General features: G+C 63.1%; 19 protein-coding genes and 1 pseudogene. 3 read left to right on the top strand and 17 right to left on the bottom strand.

Going from position 1 to position 12,907, the window contains the following annotated elements; genetic code table 11:
* Window positions 1–209: 209 nt before the first annotated feature.
* A pseudogene (locus KTQ36_RS04245) lies at window positions 210–986 on the top strand (sulfotransferase family protein); the annotation flags it as partial.
* Here the strand turns inward: KTQ36_RS04245 and KTQ36_RS04240 are convergent.
* Window positions 877–2,031, bottom strand: a complete 1,155-nt coding sequence (locus KTQ36_RS04240; RefSeq protein ID WP_218632493.1) for an acetyl-CoA C-acetyltransferase — start codon at window positions 2,029–2,031, stop codon at window positions 877–879. The pseudogene KTQ36_RS04245 and the gene KTQ36_RS04240 overlap by 110 nt on opposite strands.
* A 125-nt stretch (window positions 2,032–2,156) precedes the next feature.
* Here KTQ36_RS04240 and KTQ36_RS04235 point away from each other — a divergent pair, with 125 nt between their 5' ends.
* On the top strand, window positions 2,157–3,131 hold the full coding sequence (locus tag KTQ36_RS04235) for a flavin reductase (protein ID WP_255554215.1): 975 nt from the start codon (window positions 2,157–2,159) through the stop codon (window positions 3,129–3,131).
* Here the strand turns inward: KTQ36_RS04235 and KTQ36_RS04230 are convergent.
* Complete coding sequence (locus KTQ36_RS04230) at window positions 3,128–4,531, bottom strand: FAD-binding oxidoreductase (RefSeq protein WP_218632492.1); 1,404 nt, start codon at window positions 4,529–4,531, stop codon at window positions 3,128–3,130. The two genes, KTQ36_RS04235 and KTQ36_RS04230, sit on opposite strands and share 4 nt — an antisense overlap.
* 48 nt (window positions 4,532–4,579) lie before the next feature.
* On the opposite strand from KTQ36_RS04230, the gene KTQ36_RS04225 reads away from it, so the two are divergent.
* Window positions 4,580–5,074 carry a dihydrofolate reductase gene (locus KTQ36_RS04225; protein WP_218632491.1) on the top strand — a complete coding sequence of 165 codons (495 nt, stop codon included), beginning with the start codon at window positions 4,580–4,582 and terminating at the stop codon, window positions 5,072–5,074.
* Here KTQ36_RS04225 and KTQ36_RS04220 read toward each other — a convergent pair.
* The 15 genes from KTQ36_RS04220 to rpmC form a co-directional block, all read right to left on the bottom strand.
* Window positions 5,071–5,616 (bottom strand): ATPase, encoded by a 546-nt coding sequence (locus KTQ36_RS04220; RefSeq protein WP_218632490.1) that lies wholly within the window; start codon window positions 5,614–5,616, stop codon window positions 5,071–5,073. The two genes, KTQ36_RS04225 and KTQ36_RS04220, sit on opposite strands and share 4 nt — an antisense overlap.
* Before the next feature lie 67 nt (window positions 5,617–5,683).
* Entirely contained in the window at window positions 5,684–6,364 is a 681-nt protein-coding gene (locus KTQ36_RS04215) for an adenylate kinase (protein ID WP_218632489.1), read from the bottom strand.
* A gap of 1 nt (window position 6,365) precedes the next feature.
* Window positions 6,366–7,730: a preprotein translocase subunit SecY gene (gene secY / locus KTQ36_RS04210; RefSeq protein ID WP_218632488.1), complete on the bottom strand. Its 1,365-nt coding sequence runs from the start codon at window positions 7,728–7,730 to the stop codon at window positions 6,366–6,368.
* A 105-nt stretch (window positions 7,731–7,835) separates the two neighbouring features.
* The gene (gene rplO / locus KTQ36_RS04205) at window positions 7,836–8,363 is read right to left on the bottom strand and encodes a 50S ribosomal protein L15 (protein ID WP_218633817.1); all 528 of its coding nucleotides are present in this window, start codon (window positions 8,361–8,363) and stop codon (window positions 7,836–7,838) included.
* A gap of 91 nt (window positions 8,364–8,454) precedes the next feature.
* Window positions 8,455–8,643 (bottom strand): 50S ribosomal protein L30, encoded by a 189-nt coding sequence (gene rpmD / locus KTQ36_RS04200; protein WP_218632487.1) that lies wholly within the window; start codon window positions 8,641–8,643, stop codon window positions 8,455–8,457.
* A 3-nt stretch (window positions 8,644–8,646) separates the two neighbouring features.
* Window positions 8,647–9,291, bottom strand: coding sequence for a 30S ribosomal protein S5 (rpsE, locus tag KTQ36_RS04195; protein WP_218633816.1), 645 nt, complete (start codon window positions 9,289–9,291; stop codon window positions 8,647–8,649).
* A 194-nt stretch (window positions 9,292–9,485) separates the two neighbouring features.
* Window positions 9,486–9,839: a 50S ribosomal protein L18 gene (rplR, locus tag KTQ36_RS04190; RefSeq protein ID WP_218632486.1), complete on the bottom strand. Its 354-nt coding sequence runs from the start codon at window positions 9,837–9,839 to the stop codon at window positions 9,486–9,488.
* A 1-nt stretch (window position 9,840) separates the two neighbouring features.
* Window positions 9,841–10,377, bottom strand: a complete 537-nt coding sequence (gene rplF, locus KTQ36_RS04185) for a 50S ribosomal protein L6 (RefSeq protein WP_218632485.1) — start codon at window positions 10,375–10,377, stop codon at window positions 9,841–9,843.
* On the bottom strand, window positions 10,377–10,772 hold the full coding sequence (gene rpsH / locus KTQ36_RS04180) for a 30S ribosomal protein S8 (RefSeq protein WP_218632484.1): 396 nt from the start codon (window positions 10,770–10,772) through the stop codon (window positions 10,377–10,379). Before rpsH ends, rplF begins: the two co-directional genes overlap by 1 nt.
* A 12-nt stretch (window positions 10,773–10,784) precedes the next feature.
* Complete coding sequence (gene rpsN, locus KTQ36_RS04175) at window positions 10,785–11,090, bottom strand: 30S ribosomal protein S14 (protein ID WP_218632483.1); 306 nt, start codon at window positions 11,088–11,090, stop codon at window positions 10,785–10,787.
* Between the two features lie 40 nt (window positions 11,091–11,130).
* The gene (gene rplE / locus KTQ36_RS04170; protein ID WP_218632482.1) at window positions 11,131–11,709 is read right to left on the bottom strand and encodes a 50S ribosomal protein L5; all 579 of its coding nucleotides are present in this window, start codon (window positions 11,707–11,709) and stop codon (window positions 11,131–11,133) included.
* The gene (gene rplX, locus KTQ36_RS04165) at window positions 11,702–12,025 is read right to left on the bottom strand and encodes a 50S ribosomal protein L24 (protein WP_218632481.1); all 324 of its coding nucleotides are present in this window, start codon (window positions 12,023–12,025) and stop codon (window positions 11,702–11,704) included. Before rplX ends, rplE begins: the two co-directional genes overlap by 8 nt.
* Entirely contained in the window at window positions 12,025–12,393 is a 369-nt protein-coding gene (rplN, locus tag KTQ36_RS04160; RefSeq protein WP_218632480.1) for a 50S ribosomal protein L14, read from the bottom strand. The genes rplX and rplN overlap by 1 nt, the downstream gene beginning before the upstream one ends.
* 29 nt (window positions 12,394–12,422) lie before the next feature.
* Complete coding sequence (rpsQ, locus tag KTQ36_RS04155) at window positions 12,423–12,692, bottom strand: 30S ribosomal protein S17 (protein ID WP_218632479.1); 270 nt, start codon at window positions 12,690–12,692, stop codon at window positions 12,423–12,425.
* 11 nt (window positions 12,693–12,703) lie between these two features.
* Complete coding sequence (gene rpmC, locus KTQ36_RS04150) at window positions 12,704–12,907, bottom strand: 50S ribosomal protein L29 (RefSeq protein ID WP_218632478.1); 204 nt, start codon at window positions 12,905–12,907, stop codon at window positions 12,704–12,706.

Genomic DNA, 12,907 nt, shown 5'->3' with positions numbered 1-12,907 from the left:
GCCGATGCGCCCGAACGCGCAGTCCATTTTACCGGTCCGGGGCTCAACGACGCCAACGTGTCGACCGGTACGATCGCCAATGGACCGAAACCTATGTTGGCAAACTCCTCGAGGACTTCACGCCTGACGGATTTTCCCGACTGGTTCCGTCCAAATTCCTTGGCCAGCGTGCCATTTTCGTCATGGGGATGCCTTGATCCGGCTCGACGCTACTAGAACAGATATTGTGCAGCCATTCCATGATCGATGGCAGCGATGAAGTGGATGCGTTCACTCGCTGCCTGCTTGACCTACCGACACCAGACCATGCGGGCGCAATGGCGTACCAGAGCGCCCGCGTTTCGGCCGATCCGTGGGGCGATGTGGCCCGCACTTATCATCGCCTCCTCAATGAACATTTCGGTAGTGCGAATTCGATGCTCGTCGACAAAACGTTGCTCCAGTCACATCTGACCGGGCTGCTCCACGCCATGCCCGACGCGAAGATCGTCTGGATGCGTCGCACGCCGGAGGACGTCGCTTGGTCCTGCTTCAAAACCCTTTTCGTTCCCTCTACGCCCTGGAGTTGGCAGCTTGAGGACATCGCCCACTTCATGAAACTGGAAGACCAGATGTTCCGGCACTGGACGACCTTATTCCCCGACCGCATCTATTCTATGCACTACGAACAACTCGTCAGGGATCCGGACAACTCGATCACACTGGTGCTGAAATGGCTGGGGCTGGATGACGAGGAGGCAGTGCACCATCCCGAGCAGGCAAGGCGGTACGTCAAGACCGCGAGTTTGGTCCAGGTGCAGCAAAAGATCGAAGCTCGAGGCCGCTTACCGAAGCCGTCGATCAATTTATCGATGACTTTCGTCGGAATTACGATCGCTAGAGCCGCTCCACGATCGTCACGTTCGCCTGTCCGCCGCCTTCGCACATCGTCTGTAGGCCATAGCGCTTGCCATGGCGGTGGAGCGCGTGGACCAGCGTCGCCATAAGCTTGGTGCCGCTCGCGCCCAGCGGGTGACCGAGCGCGATAGCGCCGCCGTGTACGTTGAGCCGCGACGGGTCGGCGCCGACATGCTTGGCCCAGGCCATCGGCACCGGCGCGAAGGCCTCGTTGACCTCGTAGAGATCGATTTCATCGAGGCTCATGCCCGACTTCTTCAGCGCGCGGTCGGTCGCGAAGAGCGGTTCTTCGAGCATGATGACCGGGTCGCCCGCGGTCACCGTCATGTCGACCATCCGTGCCAGAGGGGTCAGCCCGTGGGTTTTCAGCGCTCGCTCGTTGACGACCAGCACCCCGCTCGCCCCGTCGCAGATCTGGCTAGCGTTGGCCGCGCTGATCGATCCGCCCTTGACGAGCGGCTTGACCGACCCGATCCCCTCGATCGTCGCGTCGAAGCGGATGCCCTCGTCGATCGTGTGCGGGCCCGCCTCGGTCTCGAGCGGCAGGATTTCGTCCTCGAACGCCCCTTCTTCGGTCGCGGCTGCCGCCTTGCGATGGCTCTCCAGCGCAAACGCATCCATCTCCTCGCGCGAAAAGCCGTGCTTTTCGGCCATCATCTGCGCGCCGGTGAATTGCGAAAAGACGATTCCCGGATAATTCTTCGCCGTGCCCTTGCCGGTCGGGCTGCCCGCCTTGGGCTCGGGGGTCCAGTAGCCCGCGCTCCCCATCGGCACGCGGGTCATCGATTCCACCCCGCTCGCGATCACCACGTCCTGCGTCCCGCTCATCACCGCCTGTGCCGCAAATTGCAGCGCCTGCTGCGAACTGCCGCACTGTCGGTCGATGGTCACTGCGGGCACGCTCTTGGGCAGGCCCGAGGCGAGAACCGCGTTGCGCCCGACATGGACCGACTGTTCGCCGGCCTGCGTCACGCATCCCATGATGACGTCGTCGATTGCGTTGGGATCGATCCCCGACCGCTCGACGAGCGCATCGAGCACCGCCGCACCCATGTCGACCGGGTGCCAGTCCTTAAGCGCGCCGCCGCGCCTGCCTCCCGCGGTCCGCAATGCCGTGACGATATAGGCGTCCATTCACGTCTCTCCTTCGCATCAAGGCTTGCCAGCGCGGCCCTCGGCTTGGCAAGGGTGGGCGCGAAAGGAACGGGCTCATCGCGACGCGTGATTTTACTGGATATGGCGGCATTCCGCTCGCGGCGATGGTCGTCGGTTCGCAGCACGAGCCCGCCGTGCTGCTCCTGCCCGACGAGGGCCGCGATCCTGCCGATTACGAGGCGATGGCGGAGGCGCTGGCCGATGCCGGTCGCCACGTCATCATCCCCGCGCGGCGATCCAACGGCTCCGATGAACAGCATGTCGGCGATCTCGGCGCGATCCTCGCCCAGCTCTCGACCCGCCCCGTCATCGTCGGCCTTGGCGCGGGCGCAGAGACTGCCGCGCGCGCGCTGTGCGAGGGCGAGCCCGACCTGTGCACGGGCCTCGTGCTGGTCGGCGGCGACAGCGACGCGACCCTCCCGCCGCATCTCCCCGCCATGATCGTCCGTCCCGAGGGCAGCGACCTGTACGCCGCTCTGACCGCCCCTGGGGCCGAATGGGTCGAACAGCAAACCGACGCTCCATCCGAATTGCTCGATGCGCTCCTCATCGAATTCCTAGAACGCCGCGTCCCGCGCACCCCGACCGAATATATCGGTGGCAGCGACCCGCGCACCCTGCGCGACGCGCTCGGCACCTTCGCGACCGGAGTAACCATCGTCACCGCCCGCGCACCCGACGGCACAAATGTCGGCCTTACCGCCAACAGCTTTACCTCGGTCAGCCTCGACCCGCCGCTTCTCCTCGTCTGCCCGCATAGGCAAGCGCATTCGATGGCGGTTTTTTCCGAAGTCGATCATTTCGCCGTCAACGTGCTCCACATCGGCCAGCAGTCGGTCAGCGACCTATTCGCGAGAAAAAGCGATGACCGTTTCGAACGCGTCGACTGGGAAGTGTGGGATCACGGCCCGCCCATTCTCACCAATTCGCTTGCCAGCTTCGAATGCCGGAAATTCGCCGAGTATGACGGCGGCGATCACGTGATCCTTGTGGGCGAGGTCAAGCGTGTGCGTTTCGCCCCACAACGCGATCCGCTCCTTTATTTCCGCGGCAAATATCGCCGCCTGCATTTCGCCTAAGGGATCAGCTTCCCGGGGTTCATGATCCTCTTGGGATCCAGCGCCGCCTTCAGCGCTCGCAGCATCGTCAGCCGCGCCGGTTCGCCCAATCTCGCAAGCTCGTCGCGCTTCATCTGGCCGATGCCGTGTTCAGCGCTGATCGAGCCGCCCGCCTCGGTGACGAGATCGTGGACGCGTCTTCCGATCTCTTTGCCTTCACTCTCCTGCCAGCCCTCGCATGCCCGGTCCATCGCGCGGACGTGGAGATGGATGTTGCCGTCGCCCAGATGCCCGTATCCCGACACCCAGCTTCCCGGCCATTCGCGCTCGATTTCGCTCTTCACCCGCTTGAGAAATTCGGGAATCGCATCGACCGGCACCGAAATGTCGTGCTGCGTCGCTAGGCCGTAGACCTGCTTCTCGCTGTCTGAAAGCCCGTCGCGGATGCGCCACATTGCCTCCGACTGCGCTTCATTGGAGGCGATGGCCGCGTCCTCGACCAGCCCGTCCTCCATCGCATAGGCCAGCAAGCGCTCGAGCAATGCCCGCGCGTCCTCCTGCCCCTTCGCTTGCGTCGCCTCGACCAGCACGTACCAATCATGCTTGCTTGCTAGCGGAGACGAGACATCCATGTGCCGCTGCGCCGCTTCGAGACTGTCGTGGGGAAGCAATTCGAACCCTTCGACCAGATCGGTCATCCGTCGCAGAAGCCTCAGCGCTGCTGCTGGAGACTTCACACCCGCGAATGCGGTCGAACGCGCGACCGGCGCCGGCGCGAGCTTGAGCAAGGCCGCCGTCACGACACCCAGCGTTCCTTCGGCCCCGATTAGCAATTGGTCGAGCGATGGCCCGCGATTGTCTTTTTTCAGCCCGCCCAGCCCGTCGTGGATTGTCCCGTCGGGCAGCACCGCCTCCAGCCCCAGCGTCAGCCCGCGCATCGTGCCAAATCGTAACACCTGCGTGCCCCCGGCGTTGGTCGACACCAGGCCGCCCACCGTCGCGCTACCTTTTGCGCCCAGCGTCAGCGGAAAGCGCAGGCCCCGCTTGAGCGCCGTGTCATGCAGATTCGCAAGAATGACACCGGCCTCGGCGACGACCGTTCCGGCCTCCGCGTCGAGCATGCGGACATTATTCATACTTCGCATCGACAGGAGCAGCGAGCCGCCGTCCGGATTGGGCGTAGCACCGCCCACCATTGAGCTGTTGCCGCCCTGCGCGACCAGCGGCACGCCTGCCTCGTTGCATGCCTTCACGATGGTCGCGACCTCTTGTGTCGTCGACGGCTGCAACAGCGCCTTCGATGCGCCTGTCCACCGGCCGCGCCAGTCGGTCAGCCACGGCGCAATGGCGTCCGCATCGGTGACGACGACCTTGTCGCCCAGCTGTCCGCGCAGCGTCTCGATGACCGTGTCGACACTCATGGCTTTTCCCTAGCCAAGCGGGCGCGAAACCGCCATGGATTTGCGCCGATGACCCAGCCTGCTCCCATTACCATGATCCTTGCGCGTGCGCAGAATGGCGTGATCGGCAAGGATGGCGACCTGCCCTGGCATCTTCCTGCCGATCTCAAGCGGTTCAAGGCGATCACCATGGGTGGCGCGATGGTCATGGGCCGCAAGACGTTCGACAGCCTGCCAGGCCTGCTGCCCGGGCGGCGGCACATCGTCCTGACCCGTGATCCCGATTGGAAGGCCAAAGGTGCCGAGGTCGTGCAAACTGTCGGAGAAGCCATCGCTACAGCCGGTGACCATCACCTGTTCGTGATCGGCGGCGCGGAGATTTTCGCGCTCTTCCTGCCGCTCGCGCAGAAAATCGAGCTGACCGAGATCCTCGAAGACGTCGATGGCGACACGGTCGTGCCAGATCCCCGCGAAGATGAGGCCTGGCGCGAGACGATGCGCGATGCTTACCCGTCGGTCGACGGACGCCCGCCCTTTGCCTTCGTGACGCTCGAGCGCGCCTAGAGGGGGTTGCCGCGCCGGCCCTTGGAGGCCGCTCGCGACCGCAGCCGCTTCATCTGCTCGCCGATCACCCCGTCGACCGCACCGGCCCACATTGTGCCGTTGCCTTCAGGGAAGCCGACGACCTTAAAATCGGACGTGATGCGGGAATTGCCACCCTGGCTTTCAAGCTTGAAGACCAGGACGCCCGTCGCGGGAATTGTCCGCAGCGGTCCCAGCATGCCTTCGAGCACCAGTTCCTCACCGGGCGTGAAACTGAGCACGCGCATATGCTCGACGAAGCCACCGTCGGGCATGCGTTCGCAGAAACATCCGCCGGGCTTCAGCTCGAGATAGAAATTGGCCGCATCGAGCGAATAACTATGTTCGCCATTCCACCAGAGCGCAGGCTGGCGCAGCAGGTTCCAGGCATCTTCCTGCGTCGCGACGAGCGGCTCGCTGTGGCGTACGTGGAAGGCATTGGCGGAGGACGAAACCACTTCGCTCCCGGCAGGCGCGGCGATCGCGGCGGTGGCGAGAGCGGCAACGGAAACAAGGCGACGCATAGCTATACCCTCCAGTTGAACGCTCATTCAACTAGCGCAGCTTCACCATGATGTCGAGAGAGGTGGGCTAGCCGTCGATGATCGCGTCGATCGCGGCAGCGACCTCTTCGACGCTTCCCATCCCATCGACCTCGCGCACCACGCCCTGCGCCTCGTAGAAGGGCAGGATCGGTGCGGTCTTGGCGCGATACTCGGCCATCCGCTTGCGCACGGTTTCCTCATTATCGTCGGGGCGCTTCTTGAATTCGGTCGACCCGCACACATCGCACACGCCGTCCTTGGCGGTCGGCTTGGCGGTTTCGTGATAGAGCGCGCCGCATTTGGCGCAGCTGAAGCGGCCGCAGATGCGGTCGACCAACGCGTCTTCGTCGACCTTCAGCTCGATGACATGGTCGAGCGTGCGGCCACGATCGGCGAGCAGCATTTCGAGCGCTTCGGCTTGGTGCTGGGTGCGCGGGTAGCCGTCGAAGATCGCGCCCTTCCCCTTGGCATCGTCGAGATGCTCGCCGATCAGCGCCGAGACGATCGCGTCGGAGACAAGCTCGCCGCGTTCCATCACTGCCTTGGCCTGCTGACCCACGGGGCTGCCCGCGTTGATCGCGGCACGCAGCATGTCGCCGGTCGACAACTGGACCATGTCGCGGGTTTCGACCAGGCGGTGGGCCTGCGTCCCCTTGCCCGCGCCCGGCGGTCCCAGAAGGATGATGTTGGTACGCACGTCGTTCCCCTGTGTCGGCGTGTCGGTCATGCTAGCGGCGACGACCCTTCAATTTCGATTTCTTGATCAAATCGCCATATTGGTGCGCGATCAAGTGGCTTTGTACCTGGCTCACGAAATCCATCGTCACGTTGACGACGATGAGCAGGCTCGTGCCACCCAGCGCGAATGTTACGCCCGCCTGGCTGAACATGAATTCGGGGATCAGGCAGATCAGCACCAGATAGGCCGCGCCCACGGTGGTGATGCGGTTCAAGAGATAATCGAAATATTGCTCGGTCGACTTGCCGGGGCGGATGCCCGGGACGAAGCCGCCCGCGCGCTTGAGATTGTCCGACACGTCCTCGCTGTTGAACTGCACCGACGCGTAGAAGAAGGTGAAGAAGGCGATGCCGATACCGTAAAGCGCAAGGTAGAGCGGGCTGCCGCGCTGCAGATAGGTCGAGATGTTGATCAGCACGTCGTTCGACGCCGCGTTGGGATCGACGCTGCCGCCGGCGAATTGCAGGACAGTTAGCGGCATGACGAGGATCGAGCTGGCGAAGATCGGCGGGATGACGCCGGCCGTGTTGATCTTCATCGGCAGGTGGCTGCGCTCCTGCTGCATCAGGCCGCGCGCGGTCTGTCGCTTGGGATATTGCACCAGCACCCGACGCTGCGCGCGTTCGATGAAGCAGATGAAGAGGATCAGGATGGCGACGGCGATCACGACGCTGAAGATCAGCAGCGGATCCATCGCGCCCGAACGGCCGCTCTCGAACAGCTGCGCGAGCGTCGAGGGTAGCGTGGCGACGATGCCCGCCATGATAATCAGCGACACGCCGTTACCGATGCCGCGCGCGGTGATCTGCTCACCCAGCCACATCAGGAACAACGTTCCGCCGACGAGGCTGACCGTGGCCGCCCCGCGGAACAGATAGCCCGGCTCGACCACCGCCTGGATGCCGGTATTGGCGCCCAGCCCTTCAAGGCCCGTGGCGATGAAATAGCCCTGGATCGTGGTCAGGAAGACGGTGAGGAAACGGGTATACTGGTTGAGCTTCTGGCGCCCGGTCTGGCCTTCCTTCTTGAGCTGTTTCCACGGTTCGTGGAGCGCAGCGCCCAGCTGGATGACGATCGAGGCGGTGATGTAGGGCATGATGCCGAGCGCGATGATGCTCATGCGCTCGAGGCTGCCGCCCGAGAAGGTGTTGAAGAAGTCGAGCACGCCGCCGCGCTGCGTATCGAACAGGCTGGCGAGCGCGCGCGGATCGATCCCGGGGATCGGCACGAAGGAGAGGAAGCGGAACAGGACCAGCGCACCCAGAGTGAACCAGAGACGCTTCTTCAGCTCGGTCGCCTTGCGGAAGCTGTCGAAAGAAATGCCGGAGGCGAGTTGTTCGGCGGCAGAAGCCATTCGTCAAACCTTCATGAAAACAAACAGGCGGCGAAAGGCTCCGTGAGCCCCCCGCCGCCCGATATAGGATGCCCCGCGGGTTTGCGAACCCCCGGGCGGCAAGTTTTACGCGTTGGCTTTCTTGCCCGCGCGACCCGTGCCCTTCTTCGCGGCGGCCTTTTCGGCAGCCGGAACGACCTTGATCACGTCAACGCTGCCACCGGCCTTCTCGACCAGTTCGACGGCACCCTTCGAGGCACCGGCGACGATGAAGTTGGCCTTGGCCTTGAGCTCGCCCTTGCCGAGCAGGCGCACGCCGTCCTTGCCGCCACGGGCGAGACCGGCTGCCTTCAATGCAGCGTGGTCGATGTCCTTCTTGGCGTCGAGCTTCTTCTCGTCGATGGCCTTCTGGACCGCGCCGACGTTCACGACGGCATAGTCTTTGCCGAACGGATTGTTGAAGCCGCGCTTGGGGGCACGCATGTGGATCGGCATCTGGCCGCCTTCGAAGCCCTTGATGGCAACACCCGAACGGCTCTTCTGGCCCTTCTGGCCGCGACCGGCGGTCTTGCCCTTGCCCGAACCGATACCACGGCCGACGCGCATGCGCTCCTTGCGGGCGCCTTCATTGTCTTTGATGTCGTTGAGTTTGATCGTCATTTTCGTGCACTCGCTTTCGCTCGTTTCGCGCTGATTTACGCGGAAAATCCCGACGCGAACGCCGGGACTTCCTTGATTGGATTTTTTACGCCTCTTCGACGCTGAGGAGGTGGGCGACCTTCTTGACCTGACCCAGGACCTCGGGCGTCGCTTCGACTTCGACGGTCCGGTGCATCTTGTTGAGCCCCAGGCCGACGAGCGTCGCGCGCTGCGTCTTGTCACGACGGATCGGCGAACCGGTCTGCGTGATCTTGATCTTCTTAGCCTTCGCCATTGATTACTCCGTCACCGCGTCGGCGGTTGCTTCCGCTTCGGCCTTGTCCATGCCACCACGGCCGAGAAGGTCGGCGACCTTCTTGCCACGGCGCTGGGCAACCGAACGCGGGCTGGTCTGATCCTTGAGCGCCTCGAAGGTCGCACGGATCATGTTGAAGGGGTTGGCGGTGCCGTTCGACTTGGTCACGACGTCGGCGACGCCGAGGCTTTCGAACACGGCACGCATCGGGCCACCGGCAATGATGCCGGTCCCCGGAGGCGCCGAGCGAACGACGACCTTGCCGGCACCGAAACGGCCCTTGCCGTCATGGTGCAGCGTGCGACCGTCCTTGAGCGGCACGCGGATCATGGCCTTCTTGGCCGCCGCAGTCGCCTTGTTGATCGCTTCGGGCACTTCGCGAGCCTTGCCCGAGCCGAAGCCCGCGCGGCCCTTGCCGTCGCCCACGACCACGATCGCGGCGAAGCCGAAACGCTTACCGCCCTTCACGGTCTTCGAGACGCGGTTGATGTGGACCAGCTTTTCGATCAGGTCCTCGCCGTCATCGTCGCGACGATTGTCACGACCGCGACCGCGGCCACGACCGCCACCACGATTGTCACGACCGCCACCGGGGCCACCGCGACCACGACCACCACCGCGCTTCATCTGCGCTTCGGCCTTTTCGCCGGCACCTTCGAGGTTGGCGTCGGCCTTGGCCGCAGCGACTTCGGCGGTCTCGGCAACGCCGGGGGCCTGTTCGCCGTGCGCCGTGTCCGTCGCTTCCGTTGCCGGGGCTTCGGTCTTGGCTTCAGCTTCGGTCTTCTCGACCTTTTCTTCGGTCTTCTTTTCGTCAGCCATGCTTAGAACTCCAGCCCTTCATCACGGGCGGCATCGGCCAGCGCCTTGACGCGGCCATGGAACAGGAAACCACCGCGGTCGAACACAACCTTGTCGACGCCGGCCTTCTTGGCCTTGGCGGCAACCGACTTGCCGACGGCAGCAGCGGCATCGACGTTCGCGCCCGACTTGACCTTGACGTCCTTGTCGAGGGTCGAGGCAGCAGCGATGGTCTTGCCCATCGCATCGTCGATGACCTGGGCATAGATATGCTTGCCCGAACGGTGGACCGACAAACGCGGGCGACCGGCGGAGCGCGCCTTGAGCGCCGAGCGAACCCGACGACGGCGGCGATCGAAGAGGGACAGTTTAGCCATCTTACTTCTTCTTGCCTTCCTTGCGGAAAATATATTCCCCGCGATACTTGATGCCCTTGCCCTTGTAGGGCTCCGGCTTGCGCCACTTGCGGATTTCGGCAGCGAAATGGCCGACCTTCTGCTTGTCGATACCCGACACTTCCACCGTGGTGGCGTCCGGGGTCTTCACCTCGATGCCTTCGGGGATGTCGATATCGACGTCGTGGCTGAAGCCGAGCTGCATGTTGAGCTTCTTGCCCTGCACCTTGGCGCGATAGCCGACACCGTTGATCTCGAGGACCTTGGTGTAGCCTTCGGTGACCCCGTCGACGAGGTTCTGGACGAGCGTGCGCTGCATGCCCCACACCTGGCGCGAACGCTGTGAGGGGTTGATCATGCTGACCGCGACTTCATCGTTCGACACGTCGAACTTGATGAGATCGTCCATCATGTCCATCGACAGCGTGCCCTTGGGACCCTTGATGGAGAGCGTCTGGCCTTCGACCTTCGCTTCCACGCCCTGGGGCAGCGCCACCGGTTTTTTACCGATACGGCTCATTAGAACACCTCCGCCAGCACTTCGCCGCCGACGTTCTGCTCACGCGCCTCGGCGTCGCTCAGCACGCCCTTGGGCGTCGAGACGATCGTGATGCCGAGGCCGTTGCGGATCCGCGGGAGCTCCTTGGAGCCCGAATAGACGCGGCGGCCGGGCTTCGACACGCGCGCGACATGCTGGATCGCCGGCTGGCCTTCGAAATATTTCAGATCGATCCGCAGACCGGCCTGACCCGACAGCTCTTCTTCCGAATAGCCGCGGATGTAGCCTTCACGCTGCAGCACGTCGAGGACGCGCGAACGCAGCTTGGAAGCGGGCGAAAGGATCGAGTCCTTCTTCGCCTGCTGGCCGTTACGGATGCGGGTGAGCATATCACCCAGGGGATCGGTCATTGCCATCCTAGTTACCCCTTACCAGCTCGACTTGGTCACGCCGGGAATCAGGCCTTTGTTGGCCAGTTCGCGGAGCATGATGCGCGAGAGACGGAATTTGCGATAATAGCCGCGGCTGCGACCGGTGAGCTCGCACCGGTTACGAACGCGCGTCGGATTCCCGTTGCGCGGCAGTTCGGCCATCTTCAGGCGTGCCATCAGGCGTTCGGTTTCGTCGAGCGACTTGTCGTTCGCGATCGCCTTCAGCTTCGCCATCTTCGGCGCAGTCTGCTTGACCAGCTTCTTGCGCTTCTCGTTCTTATTTACGGAACTCAGTTTCGCCATGACTTAAGTTCTCTTCCTTTCCTCAGGAGCGAAGCTGCAATTAAGCAGCTTCGGCTTCCTTGTTTTCCGCGGGGAACGGGAAGTTGAAGAGGCGCAGCAGTTCGCGCGCTTCCTCGTCCGTCTTTGCGGTCGTGGTCACGATGATGTCCATCCCGCGCACGACGTCGATGTCGTCGTAGCTGATTTCGGGGAAGACGATCTGTTCCTTGATGCCCATGGCGTAGTTGCCACGGCCGTCGAACGACTTCGGGTTGAGACCACGAAAGTCGCGGACGCGCGGGAGAGCGATGGTCACCAGGCGATCGAGGAATTCGAACATGCGGTCGCGACGAAGGGTCACCTTCGCACCGATCGGCATGCCTTCACGCAGCTTGAACTGCGCGATCGACTTCTTCGCCTTCGTGATCACCGGCTTCTGGCCCGCAATCTTTTCCATTTCGGCAGCCGCGTTCTGGACCTTTTTCTTGTCCTGGGTCGCTTCGCCGACGCCCATGTTGATGACGATCTTCTCGATCTTGGGCACTTCGTGCTTGTTGGCGTAACCGAACTTCTCGGTCATCGCCTTCACGATCGTGTCGTCATACTCTTTCTTCAGGCGCGGAGTGTAATCCTTAGCCATCGATCTTCTCCCCGGAACGCGTCGCGACGCGAACCTTGTTGCCGTCCTTGTCGGCTTCGATGCGCACGCGGGTCGGCTTGCCGTCCTTGGGATCGGCCAGCGCGACCTTCGAGACGTAAAGCGGGGCTTCACGCTGCTCGAGACCGCCATTGGGATCCATCTGGGTCGGCTTCTTGTGGCGCGTGATGATGTTCACGCCTTCCACGATCAGCTTGCCTTCCTTGGGCATCACCTTGGTGACGCTGCCCGACTTGCCCTTGTCCTTGCCGGACAGGACGACGACGGTGTCACCCTTCTTGATCTTCGCGGTAGCCATTACAGCACCTCCGGAGCGAGCGAGATGATCTTCATGTGCTTCTTCGCGCGCAGTTCACGAACCACCGGCCCGAAAATACGGGTACCGATCGGTTCTTCGTTCTTGTTGACCAGCACCGCGGCGTTGCCGTCGAAACGGATCACCGACCCGTCGGGGCGGCGAATGTCCTTGCGGGTGCGAACGATGACGGCGCGATGCACGTCACCCTTCTTCACCTTGCCGCGCGGTGCAGCTTCCTTGACCGACACCACGATGATGTCGCCGACGCTGGCAAAACGACGCTTCGAGCCGCCCAGCACCTTGATGCACTGGACTTTCTTGGCGCCCGAGTTGTCCGCCACGTCGAGGGTCGACTGCATCTGGATCATGGTTTGCTACCTTTCTTCCTTCTGCAGCCTTAGGCCTCGGCGTCGGCCGCACCGGCAGGTGCAGCGCTCACGCGGTCGAGGACCGTCCAGCTCTTGGTTTTCGAAATCGGCTTGCACTCTTCGATGCGAACCGTCTCACCCACCGAGAATTCGTTGTTCTCGTCATGGGCGTGATACTTCTTCGAACGCTTGATGATCTTGCCGTAGAGCGCGTGCTTGACGCGACGCTCGACGAGCACGGTGACCGTCTGGTTCATCTTGTCGGACGTGACCGTCCCGGTGAGGATGCGTTTGGGCATCTGGCTTCTCCTTACGCCTTCGCCGCGGCGCGGGCGCGCTCGGTCTGCAGCGTCTTGATCTGCGCGATGGTGCGACGCACCTCGCGGACTCGCGACGGCTTCTCGAGCTGGTTGGTGGCGGCCTGGAAGCGCAGGTTGAACTGCTCCTTCTTCAGCGCCGTCAGTTCTTCGGCCAGCTGATCGTCGGTCTTGGCCTTGAGATCTGCGATGTTCAT

Origin of the sequence: Sphingomicrobium clamense (assembly GCF_019264355.1) — a bacterium.
Lineage (GTDB): Bacteria > Pseudomonadota > Alphaproteobacteria > Sphingomonadales > Sphingomonadaceae > Sphingomicrobium > Sphingomicrobium clamense.
The sequence above is the reverse complement of the archived record's forward strand: the minus strand, read 5'-3'. Positions and strand labels throughout refer to the sequence as shown.

Coding starts and splice junctions, on each gene's coding strand:
- KTQ36_RS04240 (WP_218632493.1), bottom strand. CDS start 2,031: ATGGACGCCTATATCGTCACGGCATTGCGGACCGCGGGAGGCAGGCGC.
- KTQ36_RS04235 (WP_255554215.1), top strand. CDS start 2,157: ATGGTCGTCGGTTCGCAGCACGAGCCCGCCGTGCTGCTCCTGCCCGAC.
- KTQ36_RS04230 (WP_218632492.1), bottom strand. CDS start 4,531: ATGAGTGTCGACACGGTCATCGAGACGCTGCGCGGACAGCTGGGCGAC.
- KTQ36_RS04225 (WP_218632491.1), top strand. CDS start 4,580: ATGACCCAGCCTGCTCCCATTACCATGATCCTTGCGCGTGCGCAGAAT.
- KTQ36_RS04220 (WP_218632490.1), bottom strand. CDS start 5,616: ATGCGTCGCCTTGTTTCCGTTGCCGCTCTCGCCACCGCCGCGATCGCC.
- KTQ36_RS04215 (WP_218632489.1), bottom strand. CDS start 6,364: ATGACCGACACGCCGACACAGGGGAACGACGTGCGTACCAACATCATC.
- secY (WP_218632488.1), bottom strand. CDS start 7,730: ATGGCTTCTGCCGCCGAACAACTCGCCTCCGGCATTTCTTTCGACAGC.
- rpmD (WP_218632487.1), bottom strand. CDS start 8,643: ATGGCGAAGGCTAAGAAGATCAAGATCACGCAGACCGGTTCGCCGATC.
- rpsE (WP_218633816.1), bottom strand. CDS start 9,291: ATGAAGCGCGGTGGTGGTCGTGGTCGCGGTGGCCCCGGTGGCGGTCGT.
- rplR (WP_218632486.1), bottom strand. CDS start 9,839: ATGGCTAAACTGTCCCTCTTCGATCGCCGCCGTCGTCGGGTTCGCTCG.
- rplF (WP_218632485.1), bottom strand. CDS start 10,377: ATGAGCCGTATCGGTAAAAAACCGGTGGCGCTGCCCCAGGGCGTGGAA.
- rpsH (WP_218632484.1), bottom strand. CDS start 10,772: ATGGCAATGACCGATCCCCTGGGTGATATGCTCACCCGCATCCGTAAC.
- rpsN (WP_218632483.1), bottom strand. CDS start 11,090: ATGGCGAAACTGAGTTCCGTAAATAAGAACGAGAAGCGCAAGAAGCTG.
- rplE (WP_218632482.1), bottom strand. CDS start 11,709: ATGGCTAAGGATTACACTCCGCGCCTGAAGAAAGAGTATGACGACACG.
- rplX (WP_218632481.1), bottom strand. CDS start 12,025: ATGGCTACCGCGAAGATCAAGAAGGGTGACACCGTCGTCGTCCTGTCC.
- rplN (WP_218632480.1), bottom strand. CDS start 12,393: ATGATCCAGATGCAGTCGACCCTCGACGTGGCGGACAACTCGGGCGCC.
- rpsQ (WP_218632479.1), bottom strand. CDS start 12,692: ATGCCCAAACGCATCCTCACCGGGACGGTCACGTCCGACAAGATGAAC.
- rpmC (WP_218632478.1), bottom strand. CDS start 12,907: ATGAACATCGCAGATCTCAAGGCCAAGACCGACGATCAGCTGGCCGAA.